At 64.6% G+C, this 21,778-nt stretch carries 25 protein-coding genes; 9 read left to right on the top strand and 16 right to left on the bottom strand.

Annotation, left to right across the window (positions count from 1 at the left end):
- Positions 1-19 precede the first annotated feature (19 nt).
- The 3 genes from ABIB78_RS14330 to ABIB78_RS14340 all read right to left on the bottom strand — a co-directional run bounded on the left by ABIB78_RS14330 (position 20) and on the right by ABIB78_RS14340 (position 2,696).
- Positions 20-193 (bottom strand): hypothetical protein, encoded by a 174-nt coding sequence (locus ABIB78_RS14330; RefSeq protein ID WP_429025395.1) that lies wholly within the window; start codon positions 191-193, stop codon positions 20-22.
- Positions 194-294: 101 nt separating this feature from the next.
- A complete protein-coding gene (locus ABIB78_RS14335) occupies positions 295-2,148 on the bottom strand; it encodes a potassium transporter Kup (RefSeq protein WP_429026141.1) in 1,854 nt (617 codons plus the stop codon).
- A 290-nt stretch (positions 2,149-2,438) separates the two neighbouring features.
- Positions 2,439-2,696: a hypothetical protein gene (locus tag ABIB78_RS14340; RefSeq protein WP_429025398.1), complete on the bottom strand. Its 258-nt coding sequence runs from the start codon at positions 2,694-2,696 to the stop codon at positions 2,439-2,441.
- A gap of 281 nt (positions 2,697-2,977) precedes the next feature.
- Here ABIB78_RS14340 and coaD point away from each other — a divergent pair, with 281 nt between their 5' ends.
- The 5 genes from coaD to queA all read left to right on the top strand — a co-directional run bounded on the left by coaD (position 2,978) and on the right by queA (position 6,154).
- Positions 2,978-3,475, top strand: coding sequence for a pantetheine-phosphate adenylyltransferase (gene coaD / locus ABIB78_RS14345; RefSeq protein WP_429025400.1), 498 nt, complete (start codon positions 2,978-2,980; stop codon positions 3,473-3,475).
- A 45-nt stretch (positions 3,476-3,520) separates the two neighbouring features.
- The gene (locus ABIB78_RS14350) at positions 3,521-4,084 is read left to right on the top strand and encodes a peptidylprolyl isomerase (protein ID WP_429025403.1); all 564 of its coding nucleotides are present in this window, start codon (positions 3,521-3,523) and stop codon (positions 4,082-4,084) included.
- Positions 4,085-4,090: 6 nt separating this feature from the next.
- Positions 4,091-4,531, top strand: coding sequence for a hypothetical protein (locus ABIB78_RS14355; protein ID WP_429025405.1), 441 nt, complete (start codon positions 4,091-4,093; stop codon positions 4,529-4,531).
- Entirely contained in the window at positions 4,507-4,971 is a 465-nt protein-coding gene (locus tag ABIB78_RS14360) for a peptidylprolyl isomerase (RefSeq protein WP_429025407.1), read from the top strand. Before ABIB78_RS14355 ends, ABIB78_RS14360 begins: the two co-directional genes overlap by 25 nt.
- A 106-nt stretch (positions 4,972-5,077) precedes the next feature.
- Positions 5,078-6,154, top strand: a complete 1,077-nt coding sequence (gene queA, locus ABIB78_RS14365; RefSeq protein WP_429025409.1) for a tRNA preQ1(34) S-adenosylmethionine ribosyltransferase-isomerase QueA — start codon at positions 5,078-5,080, stop codon at positions 6,152-6,154.
- Between the two features lie 203 nt (positions 6,155-6,357).
- Here the strand turns inward: queA and ABIB78_RS14370 are convergent, their stop codons facing one another.
- From ABIB78_RS14370 to ABIB78_RS14385, 4 genes are all read right to left on the bottom strand, one after another.
- Positions 6,358-7,395: an aspartate-semialdehyde dehydrogenase gene (locus ABIB78_RS14370; protein ID WP_429025412.1), complete on the bottom strand. Its 1,038-nt coding sequence runs from the start codon at positions 7,393-7,395 to the stop codon at positions 6,358-6,360.
- A gap of 283 nt (positions 7,396-7,678) precedes the next feature.
- The gene (locus ABIB78_RS14375) at positions 7,679-8,296 is read right to left on the bottom strand and encodes a PepSY domain-containing protein (protein ID WP_429025413.1); all 618 of its coding nucleotides are present in this window, start codon (positions 8,294-8,296) and stop codon (positions 7,679-7,681) included.
- A gap of 261 nt (positions 8,297-8,557) precedes the next feature.
- The gene (locus ABIB78_RS14380) at positions 8,558-9,295 is read right to left on the bottom strand and encodes a TetR/AcrR family transcriptional regulator (protein WP_429025415.1); all 738 of its coding nucleotides are present in this window, start codon (positions 9,293-9,295) and stop codon (positions 8,558-8,560) included.
- Positions 9,296-9,378: 83 nt separating this feature from the next.
- Positions 9,379-10,512, bottom strand: a complete 1,134-nt coding sequence (locus ABIB78_RS14385; RefSeq protein ID WP_429025417.1) for a patatin-like phospholipase family protein — start codon at positions 10,510-10,512, stop codon at positions 9,379-9,381.
- Positions 10,513-10,765: 253 nt separating this feature from the next.
- On the opposite strand from ABIB78_RS14385, the gene tgt reads away from it, so the two are divergent.
- Complete coding sequence (tgt, locus tag ABIB78_RS14390; RefSeq protein WP_429025420.1) at positions 10,766-11,899, top strand: tRNA guanosine(34) transglycosylase Tgt; 1,134 nt, start codon at positions 10,766-10,768, stop codon at positions 11,897-11,899.
- 9 nt (positions 11,900-11,908) lie between these two features.
- On the opposite strand, the gene ABIB78_RS14395 is transcribed toward tgt, so the two are convergent.
- A complete protein-coding gene (locus tag ABIB78_RS14395; RefSeq protein ID WP_298363274.1) occupies positions 11,909-12,124 on the bottom strand; it encodes a hypothetical protein in 216 nt (71 codons plus the stop codon).
- A 226-nt stretch (positions 12,125-12,350) separates the two neighbouring features.
- Here ABIB78_RS14395 and cysK point away from each other — a divergent pair, with 226 nt between their 5' ends.
- A complete protein-coding gene (gene cysK, locus ABIB78_RS14400; protein WP_429025423.1) occupies positions 12,351-13,325 on the top strand; it encodes a cysteine synthase A in 975 nt (324 codons plus the stop codon).
- A gap of 18 nt (positions 13,326-13,343) precedes the next feature.
- Positions 13,344-13,583, top strand: coding sequence for a BrnA antitoxin family protein (locus ABIB78_RS14405; RefSeq protein ID WP_429025425.1), 240 nt, complete (start codon positions 13,344-13,346; stop codon positions 13,581-13,583).
- A gap of 143 nt (positions 13,584-13,726) precedes the next feature.
- On the opposite strand, the gene ABIB78_RS14410 is transcribed toward ABIB78_RS14405, so the two are convergent.
- Positions 13,727-15,991 (bottom strand): spermidine synthase, encoded by a 2,265-nt coding sequence (locus ABIB78_RS14410; RefSeq protein WP_429025427.1) that lies wholly within the window; start codon positions 15,989-15,991, stop codon positions 13,727-13,729.
- A gap of 99 nt (positions 15,992-16,090) precedes the next feature.
- Positions 16,091-16,966: a DMT family transporter gene (locus tag ABIB78_RS14415; RefSeq protein WP_429025430.1), complete on the bottom strand. Its 876-nt coding sequence runs from the start codon at positions 16,964-16,966 to the stop codon at positions 16,091-16,093.
- Positions 16,967-17,110: 144 nt separating this feature from the next.
- On the opposite strand from ABIB78_RS14415, the gene ABIB78_RS14420 reads away from it, so the two are divergent.
- Positions 17,111-17,509 carry a RidA family protein gene (locus ABIB78_RS14420; RefSeq protein ID WP_429025432.1) on the top strand — a complete coding sequence of 133 codons (399 nt, stop codon included), beginning with the start codon at positions 17,111-17,113 and terminating at the stop codon, positions 17,507-17,509.
- Between the two features lie 91 nt (positions 17,510-17,600).
- On the opposite strand, the gene ABIB78_RS14425 is transcribed toward ABIB78_RS14420, so the two are convergent.
- The 6 genes from ABIB78_RS14425 to ABIB78_RS14450 form a co-directional block, all read right to left on the bottom strand.
- Positions 17,601-17,978 carry a hypothetical protein gene (locus tag ABIB78_RS14425; protein WP_429026143.1) on the bottom strand — a complete coding sequence of 126 codons (378 nt, stop codon included), beginning with the start codon at positions 17,976-17,978 and terminating at the stop codon, positions 17,601-17,603.
- A gap of 121 nt (positions 17,979-18,099) precedes the next feature.
- Complete coding sequence (locus ABIB78_RS14430) at positions 18,100-18,459, bottom strand: hypothetical protein (protein WP_429025435.1); 360 nt, start codon at positions 18,457-18,459, stop codon at positions 18,100-18,102.
- A 195-nt stretch (positions 18,460-18,654) separates the two neighbouring features.
- Positions 18,655-19,254, bottom strand: coding sequence for a formyltransferase family protein (locus ABIB78_RS14435; protein WP_429025437.1), 600 nt, complete (start codon positions 19,252-19,254; stop codon positions 18,655-18,657).
- A gap of 119 nt (positions 19,255-19,373) precedes the next feature.
- Positions 19,374-20,663, bottom strand: coding sequence for a hemolysin family protein (locus tag ABIB78_RS14440; RefSeq protein ID WP_429025440.1), 1,290 nt, complete (start codon positions 20,661-20,663; stop codon positions 19,374-19,376).
- Between the two features lie 289 nt (positions 20,664-20,952).
- Positions 20,953-21,210 (bottom strand): hypothetical protein, encoded by a 258-nt coding sequence (locus ABIB78_RS14445; protein ID WP_429025441.1) that lies wholly within the window; start codon positions 21,208-21,210, stop codon positions 20,953-20,955.
- 128 nt (positions 21,211-21,338) lie between these two features.
- Positions 21,339-21,554 carry a hypothetical protein gene (locus tag ABIB78_RS14450; protein ID WP_429025443.1) on the bottom strand — a complete coding sequence of 72 codons (216 nt, stop codon included), beginning with the start codon at positions 21,552-21,554 and terminating at the stop codon, positions 21,339-21,341.
- Positions 21,555-21,778: the final 224 nt, after the last annotated feature.

Raw genomic sequence — 21,778 nt, forward strand, 5'->3', positions numbered from 1 at the left:
TGTCCTTGTCCGATTTGGGTCAATGAGCCACGCCTTGGCCGGCCGAATTCTCGAGTTCTCTGGTGAGGCCGCCGCGCAGCTCAGTGATGCTTGCCACGCGCGAGCGCGGAGCAACACGATCAATGATCGCCAGCGCCTGGTCGAGCGAAATCGCCAGCCGCGGCTTCAGCTGAGGAGGCGGATCGTCTGACATTTCCGGAAATCACGTAGCCCGGATGGCGCGAAGCGCAATCCGGGGGCTTGCGATGTGGTGTCGGTTGTCCCGGATTGCGCTTCGCGCCATCCGGGCTACAACTAGATCTCGATCTCAGTGCCGAACTCCACGACCTGTCCGGTCGGCACGCCGAAGAAGGCCGCGGTCCGCTCGGCGTTGCGTTGCAGGAAGGCGAACACCGATTCCCGCCACACCCACATGCCCGGAATATCTTCGCTTGGGATGATGGTTTCGCGGCCGATATAGTAGGTCACGTCGGAGAGATCGATGCCCGGCAGCTTGCCCTGCCGGCAGGCGAGCTTCAGCCCCTCATAGATCGTCGGGTACTGCATGAAGCCGTAGTGCAGGATGATCCGTGTGATGCCCGGGCTGATCTCGATCACCTCGGCGCGGTCGTCGTCGGAGATGCGCGGCCGCTCCTCGATCAGCACGGTGACCAGTAGCACCCGCTGATGCAGCACGTGATTGTGCTTGACGAACTGGGTCAGCGCCAGCGGCACGCCGTTGGGGGCCGAGGCCAGGAACACGGCGGTGCCGGGCAGGCGGGCGCTGCATTTGTTGACCGCGGTCTCGATCAGATCCTCTTCCGGCTGGCGCAGCTTGCCGCGCGCCTTTTCGACCAGCTTGACGCCGCTGCGCCAGGTCAGCATCAGAAACGCCACGGCGCCGGCGAGCAGCAGCGGGAACCAGCCGCCCTCGAACAGTTTGGTCGAATTCGCGGCGAAGAAGATCAGATCGATGACGAAGAAGAAGCCGTTCACCGCGATCACGATGATCGGCGAATAGCCCCACTGGATCGCGACCAGGGCGGCGAGCAGAGTGGTGATAGCCATCAATAGTGACACCGCGATGCCGTAGGCGCCGGCCAGCGCGTCCGAGGTGCCGAAGGCCAGCACTGCGCCGAGCGTGCCGGCCGCGAGCAGCCAGTTCACCAGCGGCACATAGATCTGCCCGATCGCGTCGCTCGTCGTGTGCTGGATATGCATGCGCGGCAGGAAGCCGAGCTGAATCGATTGCTGGGTCAGCGAGAACACGCCCGAGATGATGGCCTGCGAGGCGATCACGGTGGCGACGGTCGCAAGCAGGACCAGCGGGTAATGCGTCCAGTCGGGCGAGAGCTGGAAGAACGGGTTGTCGATCGCGGTTGGGTCGGTGATCAAAAGCGCGGCCTGGCCGAAATAGTTCAGCACCAGCGCGGGCAGGCAGATCGCGAACCAGGCGAGCCGGATCGGAAAGCGGCCGAAATGTCCCATGTCGGCGTACATCGCTTCACCGCCGGTGACCGCGAGGAATGCGGCGCCAAGGATGGCAAAGCTGACGTGAAAATCCTGATGGATCAGGAAATCGAACGCATAGAACGGGCTCAGCGCCACCAGCACGCCGGGCGACTTGACGATGCCGTGAATGCCGAGCGCTGCGAGCACGGCGAACCAGCCGATCATCACCGGGCCGAAGATCTTTCCGATGAAGCCCGTGCCCTGCTTCTGCATGAAGAAAAGGCCGATCAGGATGACGACGGTGATCGGCACCACCGCTGGGGTCAGCGAGGGCGCGTCGACCTTCAGGCCCTCGATCGCCGACAGCACCGAGATTGCCGGCGTGATCGCGCCGTCGCCATAGAGCAGGGCGGCGCCGACCAGACCGACGACCAGAAGATGGGCGCGCCAAGTACCGGGCGCCGCGTTGCGCGCCGAGAGCAGTGCCAGCAGCGCGACAATGCCGCCTTCACCACGGTTGTCCGCGCGCAGGATCAGCATCGCGTATTTGACCGATATGATGAGGATCAGCGCCCACAGGATCAGCGAAACCACGCCGAGCACCGCACTCTCGGTGAGCGGACCGCCATGGGTTGCGGCCTTGGCGGCTTCCTTCAGTGCGTAGAGGGGGCTGGTGCCGATGTCGCCATAGACGACACCCAATGCACCGAGTGTCACCGCAACCGGGATCGGACTGGTTGGAGGGTGGCCAGAAGAAACGATGGCGGGCGTACTGGTCACGGCAATCCCCCGATGGCTTGCGCCCGCCGGGTCGTCCGGCCGGGCGCTTTAGACGATAGTCTGCGACGGGACGTCGCAAATTACCATTGGGTTTTGCGTGACGGCCTGACCTTACGCGAGGCTGACGAAGGACTTTTCGTTCCGATCGCGTCCGGACGCCGAATGTCTAGGTTTCGTTTTGACGCTTCTTCCTGAAGCGAAGCGGTGCCGCTTCGCTTCAAAACGCTCTACGGGGTGCGGTCGGCGGTGACGAGGCGGGCTTCGCGGACTGCAGTCTTGTCCCCGGCGCTGCGCAGGCAGGATGCCTCGAAATTCGGCCAGGATTGCTGCGAGCAGTCCTTGCCGACCAGGTGGATGTCGAGCCGGTCGCTCTTGGCCAGCGGCTGTGGGGTGGAGGCTTCGACCTGCGGCGCAAAGCCCGGCAGAACAGTGAGCGCGGCGGCAATGAACGCGGCAACGGTGATAACGGAAAGTGCCTTGATCATGACGGTCCCCATTTGATCGGGCCCGCCCGGGCCCGTCGTTTCGTTGTCCAATGTCTACCGGCCGCAAGTTTCCCGATGTCTTCGCCAGGGCGGAAAATGGTTTCATCGCGAGCCGGTTTTGTTTCATCCGCCAACGGCCGACGAAACATTCACCCTCGTAGACGCTGGCATCCCAAGACCGGTTCATTGGACTCGTTCACTGGACGAGCGGAAAATTGTTTCGTGCGGTTGGTGGAACCCGGGCGGCTTGCCGGGGAGAGCCGGGCGGGTTAGGAGGGATCATGTCCCGTATCGCGCTCTATCCCGGCTCCTTCGATCCCGTCACCAACGGCCATCTCGACGTGGTCCGGCAGGCCGTCGGCCTGTGCGACCGCCTGGTGGTCGCCGTCGCCATCCATGCCGGCAAAAAGCCACTGTTCTCGACCGAGGAACGGCTGGACATGCTCCGCGAGGTGTGCGGCCCGATCGCCCAGCAAGCCGGTTGCGCCTTCGATTGCACCACCTATGACAATCTGACGGTGGCGGCGGCGCGGAATCTCGGCGCGACCATCATGATTCGCGGCCTGCGCGACGGCACCGATCTCGACTATGAGATGCAGCTGGCCGGCATGAACGAGGCCATGGCGCCCGAGGTGCATACCGTGTTCGTTCCGGCGTCGGTCGCGGTCCGCCCGATCACCGCCACACTGGTGCGCCAAATCGCCCAGATGGGCGGCGACTTCTCCGCATTCGTGCCGTCATCAGTCGCCGCTGGCCTGAAGGCCAAGTTTGCCGGCTGATGCCGGCGGCCTGCCATATCCCGAACGTCCAGATCCGGAGTTTCCATGATCCGCATTCTTGCATTTGTTGCCGCGCTGCTCTGCGTCGTGCCCGCGGTCGCGCAGCCGCTGCCTGCCAATCTCGACAAGGCCAATGCGATCGTGATCGACACCACCAAGGGCCGCATCGTGATCAAGCTGCGCACCGACATCGCGCCCCAGCACGCCGAGCGCATCAAGCAGCTGGCGCGCGAGGGCTTCTACAACAACGTGCCGTTCCATCGCGTGATGGATGGCTTCATGGCGCAGACCGGCGATGGCCAGAACTTCAACGGCACCGGTGGCTCGAAATATCCGAACCTGAAGCAGGAATTCTCGCAGGTCCCGTTCAAGCGCGGCATCGTCGGCATGGCCCGGCGCGGCGACAGCGTCGACAGCGCCAATTCGCAGTTCTTCGTCATGTTCGCCGACGGATCGAGCCTCAATGGCCAGTACACCGTGATCGGCGAGGTGGTGTCGGGCATGGACGTGGTCGACAAGCTGAAGAAGGCGCCGGCGGGCTCGCCCAGCGGCAGCGTGACCGATCCCGACAAGATGGTGAAGGTGCAGGTCGCATCCGACATCAAGTGATCCGCGATGGCGGCCCGCAGCAAACCGCTTGCCTGGTTCGCGGCGCCGCTGACGGTGTGGCTTGCGCTGACCACGTCGGCGCAGGCCGAGCCGGAGCAACTCAGTACGATCAGGGACGTCGTTCTTGCCATCCACCGCTGCTGGCGGCCGCCGCCGGCGGACAAGGCCGGCCCGATCGACATTACCGTCATTGTCAGCTTCAACCGTGAGGGCGCGATCCTCGGGCATCCCAGGATCAGCTATGAATCGCAGGAGGCGACCGACAACGACCGGATTGCGTACCGGATCGCGGTGATGGAGACTTTGCAACGCTGCACGCCGTTGCCATTTACCGAGAGCCTGGGCGGCGCGGTGGCTGGCCGCCCATTCGCGATCCCATTCAGGAACAAGAAATATCCACCCCGAAGCCAGGAGAAGCGAGCATGGCTGCTACCGAAAATACTCTGATCCTCGAAACCACCCAAGGCCCCGTCACGATCGAGATGCGCCCGGATCTCGCGCCCGGCCACGTCGCGCGGATCAAGGAACTGGTGCGCGAAGGCTTCTACGACGGCATCGTGTTCCACCGCGTGATCGACGGCTTCATGGCGCAGACCGGCTGCCCGCAGGGCACCGGCATGGGCGGCTCCGGCAAGAAGCTGAAGGCCGAGTTCAACAAGGAGCCGCATGTCCGCGGCACCGCCTCGATGGCCCGCGCCGCCAATCCGGATTCCGGCGACAGCCAGTTCTTCATCTGCTTCGACGACGCCTCCTTCCTCAATGGCCAGTACACGGTCTGGGGCAAGGTCACCGAGGGCATGGAGAATGTCGACAAAATCAAGCGCGGCGAGCCGGTGAAGGATCCGGACAAGATCGTCAAGGCGCACATGGCCGCCGACGCGGCTTGAGAACGTAACCGTCATTCCGGGGCGATGCGCAGCATCGAACCTTCAGGTGCGCAATTGCGCACCTGAGGTTCACGCTTCGCGTGCCTCGGGACGACGGCGTTGAACAATGCGCACCGACCTCTTCGACTTCGAACTGCCGCCCGAGAGCATCGCGCTCCGGCCCGCGAGCCCGCGCGATTCCGCGCGGATGCTGGTGGTGCATTCGGACGGCGTATTGCGCGACGCCGGCATGGCCGATCTGCCGCAGTGGCTGGAGCCGGGCGATCAGATCGTCGTCAACGACACCAAGGTGATCGCCGCCCAGCTTAGGGGCCGCCGGATCGGGCGCGAGACCGAGCCGAAGATCGAGGCGACCTTGATCAAGCGGCTCGACGGCTCGCGCTGGCAGGCGCTGGTGAAGCCGGCGAAGAAGCTTGCGCCCGGCGATACCATCCGCTTCGGCAATGAGGGCAAGGTCTGCCTGCTCGGCAATCTCGATGCACAGGTCGAGGCCAAAGGGCAGGAGGGCGAGGTGACGCTGTCATTCTCGTTCCATGGTCCGGTGCTCGACCAGGCGATCGCAGATGTCGGCGCCACGCCGCTGCCGCCCTACATCGCCTCCAAGCGGACGCCGGACGATCAGGATGTCAGCGACTATCAGACCATGTTCGCCGCCAATGAAGGCGCGGTCGCAGCGCCGACGGCCGGGTTGCACTTCACGCCGGCGCTGGAGGCCGTGCTGCGCAGCCGCGGCGTCGCGCTGCATCGCCTGACGCTGCATGTCGGGGCAGGGACGTTCCTGCCAGTGAAAGCCGAGGAGACATCGGAGCACAAGATGCATGCCGAGTGGGGCTGCATCACCGCCGAGACCGCGGCAGCCTTGAACGCCGCGCGCGCCAAGGGCGGCCGGATCGTCGCGATCGGCACCACGTCGCTGCGGCTGCTGGAGAGCGCCGCCAACGCCGACGGCACGATCCAGCCGTTTGCGGCGGAAACCTCGATCTTCATCACGCCGGGCTATCGCTTTCGCGCGGTCGATATCCTGCTGACAAACTTTCATCTGCCACGCTCGACGCTGTTCATGCTGGTCTCGGCGTTCTCCGGCCTCGAGACGATGCAGCGTGCCTACGCGCACGCGATCAGGGACGGCTACCGGTTCTATTCGTACGGCGATGCGTGTTTGCTGTTTCGGGCGCGCGACTGACTCCGCGAACCATGCTCCGTCACCGTCACCCCCGCGCAACGGCTTTGCCGTTGTCGCTGGAGGTGCCGGAGCGTAGCGGAGGCCTCGAAGGGCGACGGCCCGACTGGGGGCGATGCATCCTTCGAGGCTCGCAAGAGCTCGCGCCTCCAGCGACGACCATGGCTACGCCATTGCGCGGGGATGACGGATCTTGCGGCTTCACCTCACGCCATCGCGCGTTCGGGCAGCAGCTCGGCGATCTGCACCGCGTTCAGTGCAGCGCCCTTGAGCAGCTGATCGGCCGCGACGAACATCGAGATCGAGTGGCCGCTGGGGTCGCTGAGATCCTTGCGGATGCGGCCGACCAGCACGTCGTCCTGGCCGGAGGCGTCGATCGGCATCGGGAAGTAGTTCTTGGCGCGATCGTCGACGATCTTGACGCCCGGTGCCTGCACCATGATCGCGCGCACCTGGTCCTCGCTGATCGGCTTCTCGCATTCGAAGGTGATCGCCTCGCAATGCGCGCGCAGCACCGGCACCCGCACGCAGGTGACGCCGACCGCGATCTTCTCGTCCTCGAAGATCTTGTGGGTCTCCTTGATGACCTTGGTCTCTTCGTCGTTGTAGCCGGTCTCCGGGTCAACGGCGGTATTGTGGTTGAACAGGTTGAAGGCGTAAGGGTGCGGCATCACCTTCGGCGTGTAGACCTGTCCGTTGAGACTGGCGCGGGTCGATTCGACCAGCTCGTCCATCGCGGCCGCGCCGGCGCCGCTCGCGGCCTGGTAGGTCGAGATGATCACGCGCTTGATGCGGTTCTTCTGGTGGATCGGCCACAGCGGCACCAGCGCGGTGATGGCGGCGCAGTTCGGGTTGGCGATGATACCCTTGTGGTCGCGGATGCGGTTGGCGTTGATCTCGGGGATCACCAGCGGCACGTTCGGATCCATCCGGAAGGCCGAGGAATTGTCGACCACGACGGCGCCGGACTTCACCGCAACCGGTGCGAACTTCTTCGAGATGCCGCTGCCGGCCGAGAACAACGCGATGTCGACGCCCTCGAAGGCGCGCTCGGTCAGCTCCTCGATCACGACCGGCTTGCCCCGGAAGGTGACGGTCTTGCCGGCCGAGCGGGCGCTCGCCAGCGCCTTCAGCTTGCCGACGCGGAAGCCGCGCTTGTCCATTGTGGAGATGAATTCGGCGCCGACGGCGCCGGTGACGCCGACAATCGCGACGACGGGATCATTACTCACTTTGTCCTCCATTTCAGATGTGCTGGATGTGCTGCAGGCAACAAAAAAGCCCCGGACCTTCATCAGGCGGGGCTTCGGGTAGAGATGATGCGGCTCGACCGACTACGCGCGCACGCCTCCCGAGGCCCCGGAGGGCTTGGTGGTTTTGGTCGTGCGTTTGGTCGCGGTGATCATGGTGCGGACTTATGCGGGAGAGATCGGCGTCCGTCAACGGCCTTTGGGCGAAAACTTGGCCAGCGAAGACTTGGCCAACGAAGACTTGGCCAGCGAAGACTTGGCAACACCCGCGCCGGCCTCAGCGCCTTCGAACGCCGGGCGGCTCGAGGATCACCTCTTTCAGATCGCTGCCGGCAAGCACGACGATAACGAAATTGAGCTTGCCGCGTTCGCGCATCAAGCCGCCGCTGATCGCCTTTCCCGAGGTCGTGTGCTCGGCGACGCGCACCGCATCGGCGAGGCGATGCCGGAGCGCCCTGAGCACGGTGAGGTTGTCACGGTCTTCGGTGCCGAGGGACGCCAGCGGCGAAGGGGACTCGCCACCGATCACGGCGCCGGTCGAGGCATCGATGGCATGCTGCCAGATGCGGTCCTGCTGCATGGTCTTGACGCGGTAGACCGCGGGCTCCGTCGCGCCGTCGAAGCTGATGTCGGCGGTGATTGCGCCGGAATGCAGCGCCTCCGCAATCGCCATCGCCTTGCGCAGCGAGATCTGGGCGGCCTGGAAGCTGTCGAGCTCGCGGCGAACCGTATGCGTGTCGAGCGCGCTGTCACTGTCCTGCGGGGTGAGCGCCGCGGCGGCCGAACTCGTGATCGCATGGGCCGGCGTCGCGAACGGCAGGGCCATGAGCGCGGTCACGAGCAGCCGCGTTCCGAATGCCCAATGCCGCAGTGCGTATAATCGTCCCGTCGTCATGGTCGCATCCGTCGCGTCGAGCCGCCCAGGCAGAGAAAATGCGGCCGACCTTTGTTAGTCAGAGGTCGGCCGCCGAACGTTCAGACGAAGCGATGGCGGCAGCTCCGTCGCGACGGTCGAAGTTTGCAAGGTGACGCAAAACCCTTGGGGGGCTGAACCGGGTTCCGCGTCTCTTTGCAACTAAACAATACGGTTTCGTTCTGTTTATTCAAGGCTCATCACGGCAACGTGTGAGGCGATTGAACGATCCTATTAAAACTGTCAGCGGGCCGGCCGGCGGCGCGCCTTCGCAGCAATGCGGAGGCGATCTTGCGGCCCGACGGCGCCGGCGAGGAACAGCCGGATCGACACTTCCATCCGGGTCTCGGCGGTCTTCATGTCGATCGGAATCCCGAATGTCGCCATCCGATGGGTGTGGCCGACCACCATGTTGAGGAACGTCTCGGCCGCGATCGTAGTGTCCTCGAGATCGAGGGCGCCTTTGCCGACCAGATGGTCGAAGAAATCCGCCGTCGTCGACACGGCTTTCGACCAGCCCTCGTCGACGGCGAGCTTGGCGACCTCGGGGAAATTGATCGCCTGTGCGGTCAGGATGCGGCTGAAGGCGATGGAGTCCGCGCTGCAATTCAGCACCAGCAACTGGCGTCCGAGATCGATCAGCCGCTCCTCGACCGAACCATCGCAGCAGCGATCGCTGTGCATTTCGGTCGCCGCGGCGGCGAGCGGGGCAAGCCAGCGGGCAATTTCGCGCCGGAGCACCGCGGCGAACAGGCCGCGCTTGTCGCCATACTGTCCGTAGACGGTGGGCTTGCTGACGCGGGCGGCCTCGGCCACGGCGTCGATCGACGTCGCATCGAAGCCGCGCTCAAGGAACAGGCGCGTGGCAACCTCGATCAGCCGCTGGTCGCGCTCGATCGCAGCGTCCCGGGTCGGCCGGCCGCCGCGTGACTTGATCGCGCCGCGCTTGGCCACCTTGGCCTTGGTTGCCGTCAATCCCATTGCCCATTCATCTCGTTGTGTGTCGGACGGGTCAGTCCGATCTATAACCCGCGCGGTGCGGATTCGTCCATGCGGCCGGCCGGTCAGGGCGGGGTCGCGGTCCGGGCCTGGCCAGCAGCGGCCTTCTCGTAGCCATACTGGTAGAGCGCTCGCATATAGGTCGTGTCGAAGCCCTGCGTTTCCGGCGCCGGATAATCGCGCTCGATATAGGACAGATGGAAGCCCAGCCGGTTGCGCCGGGCGAAATCATAGGTCGAGAGGATGACGGAGCGGGTCTGCGCCTGCGTGATCGCGGAAATGCTGCGGGAGGCGACGTCGATCGTCGAGTTCGACACCAGCTCGAAGTTTCCCTCGAGCTTCTTGTTGACGAGGATGTAGATGTTCATGCGGCCAGTGGCGGGCCAGGCGCGCTCGCGGAACATCAGCGCGTCCGGCAGTGTCAGGACCGGTGCCGTCACGCCGCCGTCGACATGCATCTCCTGGAAGCGCCGCCCCTGGCCCTCGGCGTCGATCATGATCGGCGGAAACACCAGCGGAATGCTGGCGGAGGCGGCCATCACATCGCGAAACAGCTGCAGCGCCTCGGGCGTTCCGACGGCGGCGATCCGCCCCATGTCCCAGATCACCGTGCGCTGAGTGTCGAGATCGGTGGTGACGATCAGGAGCTTTCGGCCCTTGGCGTTTTCGCGCGCCACCTCGCTCAAGATGTCCTGGCCGACGTAACGCGCCACCAGCTCGCGCAGCCTTTTGTTGCCGAACAGGCCGGAGCCGAACAGGACCCGCATCAGGCTCGGATCCTGCAGCAGGCTCTCCGCAATGCCCGACGTGTAGACTTCCCTCAACGTGTCGTCGTAGCGCGGGCCGAGGAAGGCAAAGGGCGCAATGAGCCCGCCGGTGCTGACGCCGGAGACGACCGAAAAGTTCGGACGGTTGCCGGCCGCGGTCCAGCCGTTGAGGACACCCACGCCATAGGCGCCGTCGGCGCCGCCGCCGGAGAGGGCGAGATAGGTCTTGATCGGGGCGAGGTCGCTCTTCTCCAGCCGGAATTTCGACGCCGGCTCGTCGGCGTAGCGGCGTAGCCCGTCGAGATCGAGCACCCGCGAATTGGCGGCGTCGGCGGCTGTGTAAGGCATCCGCGGCAGCGAGCTACAGGCCGCCAGCGCGAAGGCGAGCCCGCACAGCAGGGCCGCTTGCCGGATCACGCGCGCGGTTGTCATCCGAGGGCGGACGCCGTCAGGCCGGGCGCTGGGGGGTGAGAACATCTCGGCCAGTCAGGTTTCGCGCGGATTGAAGTCGCGGCGGGAAGGTCCGTCGCCTTGTTCTTGACATAAAACGATACGGTTTCGTTTTGTTTAACGGAGGTGCTGTTCCAGGGCAAGCTTCCATCCAGCCGATCGCGTTCACGAAGTCGCGCGAGAGTCGTTATCCGACGGGTTGATCGGGCATCGGCGACACGCAATAAGCAGCCGCATGACCGTTCCCAATCATTTCGAGCTGCTCGCAACCGACGGCGCCGCCCGCACCGGGCGCCTGACCACGCCGCATGGCGTCGTGCGGACGCCCGCATTCATGCCCGTTGGCACCGCGGGGGCGATGAAGGGCATGCATTGGCGCGAGGTGCGCGATGCCGGCGCCGATATTGTGCTCGGCAACACCTATCATCTGATGCTGAGACCGGGCGCCGAGCGGATTGCGGCGCTTGGCGGCCTGCAGCGCTTCACCGGCTGGGGCGGCCCGATGCTGACGGATTCCGGCGGCTTCCAGGTGATGTCGCTCTCGGAGTTGCGCAAGGTGACCGAGAAGGCCGTGACCTTCCGCTCACATATCGACGGCGACAAGGTCGAGCTGTCGCCGGAGCGTTCGATCGAGGTGCAGCGGCTGCTCGGCTCCGATATCGCGATGCAGATGGACGAATGCGTGCGGCTGCCGGCGGAGCGCGCCGACATCGAGCGGGCGATGCAACTCTCGCTGCGCTGGGCCGAACGCTCCAAGCGCGCCTTCGAGGCGGCGCCGGACGGCTACATGCTGTTCGGCATCGTGCAGGGCGGCGACGTCCCCGATCTCCGGCACGCCAGCGCAAGCGGGCTGACCGACATTGGCTTTCACGGCTATGCGATCGGCGGGCTGGCGGTCGGCGAGCCGCAGGCGGTGATGTTGTCGATGATCGAGGAGACCGCGCCAGCGCTGCCGTCTGGTCGGCCGCGCTATCTGATGGGCGTCGGCACGCCGGAGGATATTCTGGAGGCGGTGGCGCGCGGCGTCGACATGTTCGACTGTGTGATGCCGACACGGAACGGACGCCACGGCATGGCGTTCACCCGCTTCGGGCAGATCAATTTGCGCAACGCCCGGCACATCGACGATCCGCGTCCGCTCGATGAGGAGAGCCCGTGGCCGGCGGCGCGGAGCTATTCGCGCGCCTATCTGCACCATCTGGTGCGTGCCGGCGAAACGCTTGGGGCAATGCTGCTGTCCGAAATCAACGTGGCCTATTACCAGGACCTGATGCAGGGCATCCGCAACGCGGTCGCAAACGGCACATTTGAAGACTTCAGAACGAAAACGCGCGCCGGTTGGGCGCGCGGTGACATCGCTCCGAGATGAGCTGTGTGATCAGTTGCACACGATCGGTTTCACCGAGTGTTTGGTAACGAACCCGTAACCGCAGTTGTCGCAGGTCCAGAGATAGCTGATCAGATTGTCGAAGAGGTACGCGGAGGCTTCGGCTGCCACCATGGAGTCCGCACATACCGGACAGGTCGGCAAATCGCTGCCGCGCGGATCGGGCCTGGACGCTGCGGTCGACAGAACTTCAGCGAGAGCTGGCATGTGACCTCCTTTGCGTTCTGAGCTGCACCTTACCAAAGTATATAGACCCATTTGTTTGACCTTGTCGCAACACAAATGCGTAGGTTTTACGTTATTTGCGCGGGTTCTCATTTTGCGATGCAACGAATTTGTGTCTCGGCGGTTTCTCACTTGCGCGTCATGATGCGCTGCTTCTAATGAGAGAAGACCGCATATTCCCAGCACATCCCGCTACAGGAGCCGCTTGATGGACGCGTCGTCGACAACGAGTGCAGTGCAACCCGGGCGCGGCCGCGTCTTTGACTCCATCGTCGATGCGATTGGCTCGACGCCGATCGTGCGGCTTCGCAGGCTGCCGCAGGCTGGCGGCGTCAACGCGACGATCCTCGCCAAGCTGGAATACTTCAATCCGGCGGCCAGCGTGAAGGACCGCATCGGGGCGGCAATGATCGTGGCGATGGAGAAGGCCGGCATCATCAACGCCGACACGGTGCTGATCGAGCCGACCTCGGGCAACACCGGGATTGCGCTGGCCTATGTCGCGGCGTCGCGCGGCTACCGGCTGAAGCTCGTCATGCCGGAATCGATGTCGATCGAGCGGCGGCGGATGCTGGCGTTCCTCGGCGCGGAGATCGTGCTGACCCCGGCCGCGCAGGGCATGAAGGGCTCGATCGCGACCGCGGAAGAACTGGTGCGCACGACGCCCAACGCTGTCATGCCGCAGCAGTTCAAGAACCTCGCCAATCCCGAAATCCATCGCCGCACCACCGCCGAGGAGATCTGGAACGACACCGGCGGCAACATCGACTATTTTGTCGCCGGCGTGGGCACCGGCGGCACCATCACCGGGGTCGGCCAGGTACTGAAGCCGCGCAAGCCGTCGCTGCGGGTTGTCGCGGTGGAGCCGGAAGAGAGCCCGGTGCTGTCGGGCGGCCAACACACGCCGCACAAGATCCAGGGCATCGGTGCAGGCTTCATCCCTGACATCCTCGACCGCTCCGTGATCGACGAGATCGTCAAGGTCAACAGCGCGACCGCAATCGAGACCTCGCGCGCCCTGGCGCGTGGCGAAGGAATTCCCGGCGGCATTTCGTCGGGTGCCGCGATCGCGGCCGCCTTGCAGATCGGCAAGCGGCCGGAGGCTGCGGGCAAGACCATCCTGGCGATTGTGCCGTCATTCTCGGAGCGCTATCTCTCGACAGCGTTGTTTGAAGGAATTTGAGATATAGGAATTCAAGACATGGCCGATCAGCCGAGGCGACCGCGAACCCTGAACGATGCCCGCAGCGAAGCCGAGGCGGCATTCAAGCGCGCCACCACCAAGGTCGCTGACGCTCCGCCAAAGACTGTAGCCGCCCCCGGCGTCCGCGAGCAGGTTACGCTGCGGATCGATCAGGACGTGCTGGAGTATTTCCAGGAAGGCGGCCCCGGCTGGCAGGACCGCATCAACGCGGCGCTGCGCAAGGCGGCCGGGAAGTAACGGTCGCAATCCCACCGTACGACTCGTCGAAGTCCCCGGCGTGTATTCGCGCGCCGCGGGATGTCGCATTTCGCCGGATGTGAACCGGGAGAAGCGTGCCCGTTCGGATGGGAGCAGGGGAGACCAGCCGTATCAGCGAGCGCTCAGAAGCCGAGCTTCGTCCGCAGCATCGGACCGAGGATATTGGAGTAATCATCTGTCCAGACCTCGTTGCTCGGACCTGACGGCAACGAGGACCAACGTTGAGCCGCCTCGCCCGCATCTTCGGGAGCGCGTGCGAGCATCACGACCCGGGACGCGCTCCTGAGCGTGAGCATCACGTCGCCGACGGGATACGCCTGCTTGAGGAGCGCAGTCAGCCTCTGGGACTGCGCGATATTTGCCAGCATCGGTGCCAGATCGAGATGGCGGTTGGATATGTGCACGAGAATGACGCCGTGTGGCGTCAGCTTCGACATATAGCTGGCGATCGCCTCGCTCGTCAGCAGGTGGACGGGGATGGCATCGGACGAGAAAGCATCCAGCACGATCAGGTCGTAGCGGTCCGGCGCGGCCTGCAATGTCAGTCGCGCATCGCCGAGCACGAGTTTCGCCTCTGGCGCGCAGCGCGAGAGGAAGGTGAACAAACTGGAGTTGCTTGCGATCCGGATCACCTCAGGGTCGATCTCGAAGAAGGTCCACTTTTCACCGCCGCGACGGTAGCAGGCGAGTGAACCGGTACCGAGTCCAACGACCGCAACCCGCGCTGTACTGCCCATGGCGCTGCGTGCGGCTGCGATCCCCTCCGCCAGCGGGCTGCCCGGATAGTAGTAGGTCTGCGGCACGGGCGTGCCCTCGATCGGCGAGCCATCCTCGTTGCGTAGCCGCTCTGCGCCATGCAGCGTGTTGCCGTGGAAGAGCAATCGTGCACTCCCGTCGGCGAGGTCGACCACCGTATGTACGCCAAAGAAGCTACGGACGGTGTCGATCGGGGCAATGCCGGGGCGCCAGAACGTGGTCAGCACCAGGCCTGTGATCACCAGTCCGGCCAACGATACCGGCCGCTGACGCAGCAACATCATGCAGACAGTGAGCAGGATCAGGAGCGTCCTGTACGGCAGCTCAAAGGACGCTGGAAGTTCCAGTCGTGTCGTATACCAAAACGCAGCGAGCGCAATCGCCAGCACCAACCATGGCGACGCCTTCATGAAGCTCCTGCGCATACCGCCTGCGAACATGCCGGGCAGCGCCAGCAAGGCAAGCGCGATCAGGATAGGATACTCGTAGGTGCCGGAGAAGATGTTCGGCGCCAGCAGCGCGGCGAAGGCGCCCCCCACAACGCCGCCGAACGAAGTACATAGAAAGAACTCGGTCAGCCGCTGCGGATGCGGGCGCCGCGCATAGAGCTCACCATGGCACAGCAGCGTCAGCAGTGTGAACGCGACAAGGTGGAGGAGGATGGTCGAGAGCCAGAACACCTTGGCGCCGACGAGACTGATCGCGAGGGGAGCCACAGCGAAGGGAACGAGACGCACTACGGTCGCATGGCCGATCAATGGCCGGTCACGAAACACGACAACAAAAGTGATCAGGTAGAGTGCGAGCGGAATGACCCAGAGGAACGGCGCAGCCGCGACGTCAGTCGTCAGATGTGCAGTCACCGCAATGACGAGACCGGATGGAACAGCCGACAAGGCGATCCAGCGCAGCCTGTCTGCGACGCTAATGGTCGATGTCTGCGGTAACGGCGTTCCGATCGCGATGCCGCTGCCTCGTCCGACGACGAGGGCGACCGCCACGACGAGCAGCGCAAGTGCCGCAAAGCCGACGGACCAGATGCTCGCCTGCATCTTGAGCGTCAGGAGCGGTTCAACGACTGCAGGATAGGCGAACAGTGCCGCGAACGAACCCAGATTCGAGGCTGCATAAAGCACATAGGGATTGCTGGCCGAACGATGACCGCTCGCCGCGAACCAGCTCTGCAGCAGTGGGGCGCTGGCCGACAGCGTGAAGAACGGCAAGCCGATCGAGGCTGCGAACAGCCCAAACAGCCAGAGCGCGGTGCCGTCGGCTGGCGGCGCGCCCCAGTTAGGCGCGATCGCAATCGGCAGGGTCATGGCGGTGACGGTGACCAGGAGCAAATGAACAAGGCCAGCACGCTGCGGCGTGCATAGCCGACCGAGCAGGTGCGCATAAGCATAACCGGCAAGCAGTACGGCCTGGAAGAACACCATCGCTACCGACCAGACCGACGGCGCGCCGCCGAACTTGGGCAGCACCATCTTCGCGAACATCGGCTGAATCGAAAACAGCAGGAGTGCGGATACGAACAGCGTCACCGCGCTGAGCCAAGGCAACAGGCGTGCATCATCTACGCTGCGCGTGCCGTCAAGCAACGGTCGGGCTGGTGCGCTCTCCAAAACAGTCATCGACCGCCTCCTGCAATCCTCGCTTGCAGGGTAGAATGACCACGTCTAAACAAGGGTTAACCGCGTGGGAGAATGAGACCCAGGCCAGCCAGTCTGGCATCACCTTGCGCGCACCGCCATCCTTGCGCCCGGCTTCAGGTTCGAGAGGTTGCCGGCGAGAATCATCGCCGCGCCGAGCACCGTGTAGCCGTCGATCCGCTCGGCGTAGATCAGCCAGCCGGCGATCGCCGTCAGCGGTACCCGGATGAAGTCCATCGGGATCACCACGGTCGCGTCGGCGTGGAGCAGGGCGCGCGCCATGCAGTAGTGCGAGAAGGTGCCGCAGAACGCGATCACCGCGAGCCAGCCCCAGGTCGAGAGCGGCGGCCAGGTCCAGACATAGAGCGCGGGCCCAATGCTCGCGAGCGACTGCACCACCAGCATCCAGAACATGATCGCCAGCGTCTGCTCGGTTCGCGTCAGCGACTTGACGACCGCGACCGAGATGCCGAAGCCGACCGCCGCGGCGAGCGCGATCAGCTGGCCCGGATTGATCGCGCCCGTCGCGGGCCGCACGATCACGAACACGCCGACCAGTCCCAGCACGATCGCGACCACCTTCCAGGACGTCATGCGCTCGCCGAGAAAACTCGCCGCAAGGATCGCGGTCCAGATCGGCATCGTGAACTCGATCGCGACCACTTGGCCGATCGGGATCAATGTCAGCGCATAGAACCAGCCGAGCTGCGCGCAGAAATGGATCAGGTTGCGCGCGACGTGGATATGCACCCGCGCCGTCTTCACGATCGCGAGCCCGCCATTCATGTAGATCAGCGGATAGAGCATCACGAAGCCGAGCACGCCGCGCACGGCCATCAGCTGGAAGACGTTGACCTCGCGCGTGGCCTCGCGGCCGGCCACAGCCACGATCAGCATCAGTGCGAGCCAGCCTGACATCCACAGCGCGGCGCGGGTTATAGAGGGCGTGCGATCCATGACGGAAAACGAGGTGAGGAGGGGTGCCCGGTATCGTCGAGCTGGCATGAATTTGCAACGCGCATTTCTGCCGACGTGGTGATGCGTCAACCACGTGATCTCTGCTAAGCAGGTTGGGAATAATCGTATCAGGAGGATCTGCTCATGCGTGTCTTGCAACCGGCCGAATGGTCGAAACCCCGCGGCTTCTCGCACGGTGTCGCGTTCGACGCCCCCGGCAAATGGATTGTGCTCGCCGGGCAGACCGGCGGCGATGAGAGGGGCGAGTACGCGCCCGAGATGGCCGCCCAGGTCGGCACTGCGCTGAAGCGGATCATCAAGCTGTTGAACGAAGCCGGTGCCGGTCCCGAGCACATCGTCCGCCTGACCTGGTACCTGACCAGTCGCAGCGAATACGAGGCCGCAGGCGCCGGCATCGGTGCGGCGTGGAAGGAAACGCTCGGGCGCAATTTCCCGCCGTCCACGCTGCTCTATATCGATGGGCTGGTCGATCAGCGCGCCAAGGTCGAGATCGAGGTGACGGCGTTCGTGCCTGCGGCATAGCGCCGCTGAGGCACGCGCGAGCAATTGCCGCGCGGCAAATAAAAAGCCCTCGGAGACGACCGAGGGCTTTTTTCGTCGGAGTGCTGATTGCTTACTTCGATAGCGTGATGTTGGCGCCGCGGAACTGGCTGTCGGCCCTGATCGTGACGGACTGCTTGTTGCCGCTGGTGCGCATCGAGATGTCGGCGTTGAAGCCGGGGGCGCTAGCAAGGACCTGGAAGTTGCCGCCGGCGCCGCGACCCTGCAGCGAGCCGCTGACGTTGCGGCTGGATTCGCTCCAGTTGCCGCTGACCACGCTGCCTTCAGCCTGCACGTCGGCCGCGAGGTTGAACCTGTAGGCGTCGCTGGCGCAGGTGAGGCTCATGGTCATCCGCGGCCCGCCGACATGATAGGTCGCGCGGCAACGAATCCGCTCGCTGGAACCGTCGTCCAGCGTGACCGAGCCGGCGCCGGACCAGGTGCCCGCCATGCCGGCGAATGGGCCGGACTGGGCAAGGCCAGCGGTGCTTACGAGTGCGGTCACGAAAAACGCGGCGGCTGCAAATGCTGGCCGCCGCGCGATGGCGAAGAAACTTGATACGCTGGTGATCTTACTGACGGGATGCTTCCCATCGGCCGCTGCACGGTACGCCAGCTGATGCCCCATTCCACTTCCCCGATCCGGAGTTGCCACTGAGTTGTCCGTTCGCATATGCACCATTGATCGAGACCCGCACAAGGCCCCCGCTGCCGACGGTGCCGGAGATCGCCGCGCCCTGCGCCGAGATCCTTCCTTCAGCGACGGTCACGGTTGAGCTGGACGACGGTTCGCAGCTGCCGGTCTTGGTGACTACGGTAACGCTCCAAAGGCCGTCATAAGGCTGCTGAGCGGAGACCGGAGCAGCGGTGAGGGCGGCAGCCGAAGCGACCGAAGCGACCAAAATCAGGTCGCGAATGCGGATCGAACGCATGAATCAAATCCCTGTCATTTCGTGTGATGACGCGGCTTATCCTGTCACAATGTGTTCAAAATTTGCTGCGTCGCGGGAACCCCCGAATGTTCCTGTGAACTCAAACACATCATAGTGAATCCGGTTCCGGATCAGGAACGAATAATTTGACTTCCCGCCCTTGTGTGATGGGGTGTCTCGATACCTTTCGTCCGATTAGTGTCTGCTGCCGCTCAGATTGGGCGCCTTGGTTGCAAACTGCTCATCCTGCGGCTTCGCAGGCAGGGTCTTGAAAGCCTTCGCATAATCGATGACTTCGCCGATCAGGCGCAGGCCGAGCGGTGCCAGCGCGCGCTCCCATAGCTCCCGCGCCGTCTCGCCTTTCTTCACGAACACCCAATCCTGGGCCGCGATCGCACCTGCGTCCATGCGGTCGGCAAGGTGATAGATGCTGCCGCCCGCGATCGGGTCGCCTTCCTTAATGGTCCATTCCACCGCCGCGATGCCGCGGTGGCGGGGCAGCAGCGACGGGTGGTAGCCGATGCCGCCGAACCGGGCCGCGGCGAGCGCCTCCCTGCTGACGCGGGCGTGGCTGTGCGCCGTGATGATCAAATCCGTGCTGGGGGCGATCTCGGAGACCGTGACCAGTTTGGGGTCGGCCTGCACGACCACGTCGATGCCAACAGCCCGGGCCGCGGCCGCCAACCGATCCTCGCCGTCATGGACGACGACCCTGGCGATCTCGACGGCGTGCTCGCGCAGCATGTTCAGGGTCGTCACGCCGAAATGGCGGGAACCGACGAGGGTAATGCGCATGGGATCAATTCCGTGGGGGTTACGCGGGATCTGCTTGGGCTGCCGCTATGCCGATAGCACACCGCGGTCGCCCGTTTCGTTGTCCTGCCCGTTATCAACAGGCCGGCCCGCTGGCAACCTCAGGCCGCCGGCTGCTTGCTCGCCAGCACCTTGTCGATGCGCCGGCCGTCGAGATCGACGATCTCGAATTCCCAGCCCTGCGCCGTGGTTTTCGCGCCGACATCGGGGATCGCACCGAAGGCATGCAGCAGGAAGCCGGCCGCGGTCTGGTAGGGCCGCGGCGAGGGCAGCGCAATGCCGAGCAATTCGCTGAACTCGAGCGCCGGCATCCAGCCTGAGATCAGGTAGGAGCCGTCGGCGCGCCTGACATAAGCGGGCTCGGCCGGACCCTCCTCGGTGTGGAAGGCGCCGACGATGGCCTCGAGGATGTCGGCGCTGGTGACGACGCCCTGGAAGGTGCCGTATTCGTCGTGCACGAGGCCGATATGCACCCCGGAGTCGCGCAGGATCGCGACCACGTCGCGGGCGTCGACGGTCTCCGGGATGATCGGCGCATCGCGCGTCAGCGCGCGGATGTTGGGCGTCTGGCCGGCGAGGTAGACGTCGAGCACGTCCTTGGCCTGCACGATGCCGAGCGCGTGATCGCGGTTGCCGTCAAATACCACGCAGCGCGAGTGACTACTCTTCTGCAGCGTCGACAGGATCTCGGGCGCGGGGGCGGCGAGGTCGATCAGACTGACCTCGTGGCGCGGCGTCATCACGGCGCCGACCGGCAGATCGCCAAGCCGCATCACGCCGGCGATCATCTCCTTTTCGCCCGGCTCCAGCACGCCGGCGTTCTCGGCTTCCACCACCAGTGTCTTGATCTCGTCCTCGCTGACGCGGTCCTGCGCATCCTCACGATGGCCGAGCACCCACAGCAGCAGTTTGCCGGAACGATCGAGCAGCCACACCAGTGGCAATGACAGCCGCGCCATCATCGTCATGGCCGGGGCGACCCGCACGGCGACGGACTCCGGATCGCGCAGTGCGATCTGCTTCGGGACCAGTTCGCCGACGATCAGCGAGGCATAGGTGATGACACCGACGACGAGGCCCACGCCGACCGCGTCGGCGATGCTCAGCGACAAGCCGACGTCGAGCAGCCATTGGGTGAGACGCTGTCCGAGCGTCGCGCCCGAAAACGCGCCGGACAGCACGCCGATCAGCGTGATGCCGATCTGCACGGTGGAGAGGAATTTTCCGGGATCGGAGGCCAGCGCCAACGCGCGTCGCGAACCGCTGACGCCGCGTTCGACCAGCGCCGCGAGGCGCGCCGGGCGGGAGGAGACGATCGCGAGTTCCGACATCGACAACAGACCGTTGACGACGATCAAGACCGCCACGATCGCAAGTTCCAGATATAACACGGGAGTCCCTAAGCTTTGGCGGCCTCGGCCGCGCTACGACGCCCAATATAGGCATACCGGGGCAGCTTTGCTGTGCCTTGTCGGGCGTCCCTGCACAAGCAGAGGGTGCGTATGGCGCGCATGCAGCAGGAGATCGCGGCATTTTAGCGCGCTGGCGTTCGTGACAAAAGGATGCGCCGTCGGCGAATGGCGGCATCACGTGCACCGACAAGACAAACTCGGTTCCGAGTGAATCAGAACCAAGGCGCTGGCGTCTTGTGTTGACGCGTTTTCTTCGCGCGAAGGCGCATCAGGCGAGGATCCGTAGCTCCGGCTTGGCGAACGCCCTGGCCGACGAAGCGCTCGGCCCCGGCGTTCGTTCGGAAACAGCCCGCAGCTGCACGCGCAAATCGGCGTTGCATTGCTTCATCTGGTTGCGTAGTTCGCGGCGGGAGAAGGCGGTGAGCGAAGGGTCCGCAAGTTGCTGCCAGGCTTTGCGCAGCCACTCCTGCAGTTCGCGAATGCTTTGATCCAAGATCTTCTGATCAAAGACGTCGGGCTGGGTCATGCCGCCAAATCCCACGAAGCGATCAGTTGCAAAGTAACGCTGATTCGCGCCGCTTCACCTAGCGCTATGTTGCGCAGGCGCGTTCGCGGCAGGGGAGATCGGATGCGGCAGGCGCACCGTTGCCTGCGTCAGCGAGCGTTGCCGGGTCCGGTACGCAGGAAATCCAGCGCGATCGGCAGCGCGAGGAACAGCGCAGCCGTCGTCGAGAGACGACGTGTTTGCGTGGCGGTCAGGCCGAGATCGTATTGGGCGAGATGGGCAAGGGTGATCGCTGTGTAGGCGGCGACACAGACTGCGACGGCGATGCTCCCGAAATCGGTCTTGCTGTCGGTCTTGCAGTCCATGGCGACACCACTTGGTTGTGGGCGTGGCGTAGCGTGGCTCACCTCGACCAACTATGAGCCGGATTGCGGGCAAGGGGCTGCTGCGGCCGCTGGGATCGTGCGTCACGGCAACCACCTGGCCAGCACGCGCAGCGATGTCGCGACCAGCATTCCGCAGCGACGCGGCTGCGGCGCCTGAGAATCCAGCTCGACCGTGGCGACTGACCTGCCGCCAGCAAGAGGTC

This window comes from Bradyrhizobium sp. I1.14.4 (assembly GCF_050435825.1).
Taxonomy (GTDB): Bacteria; Pseudomonadota; Alphaproteobacteria; order Rhizobiales; family Xanthobacteraceae; genus Bradyrhizobium.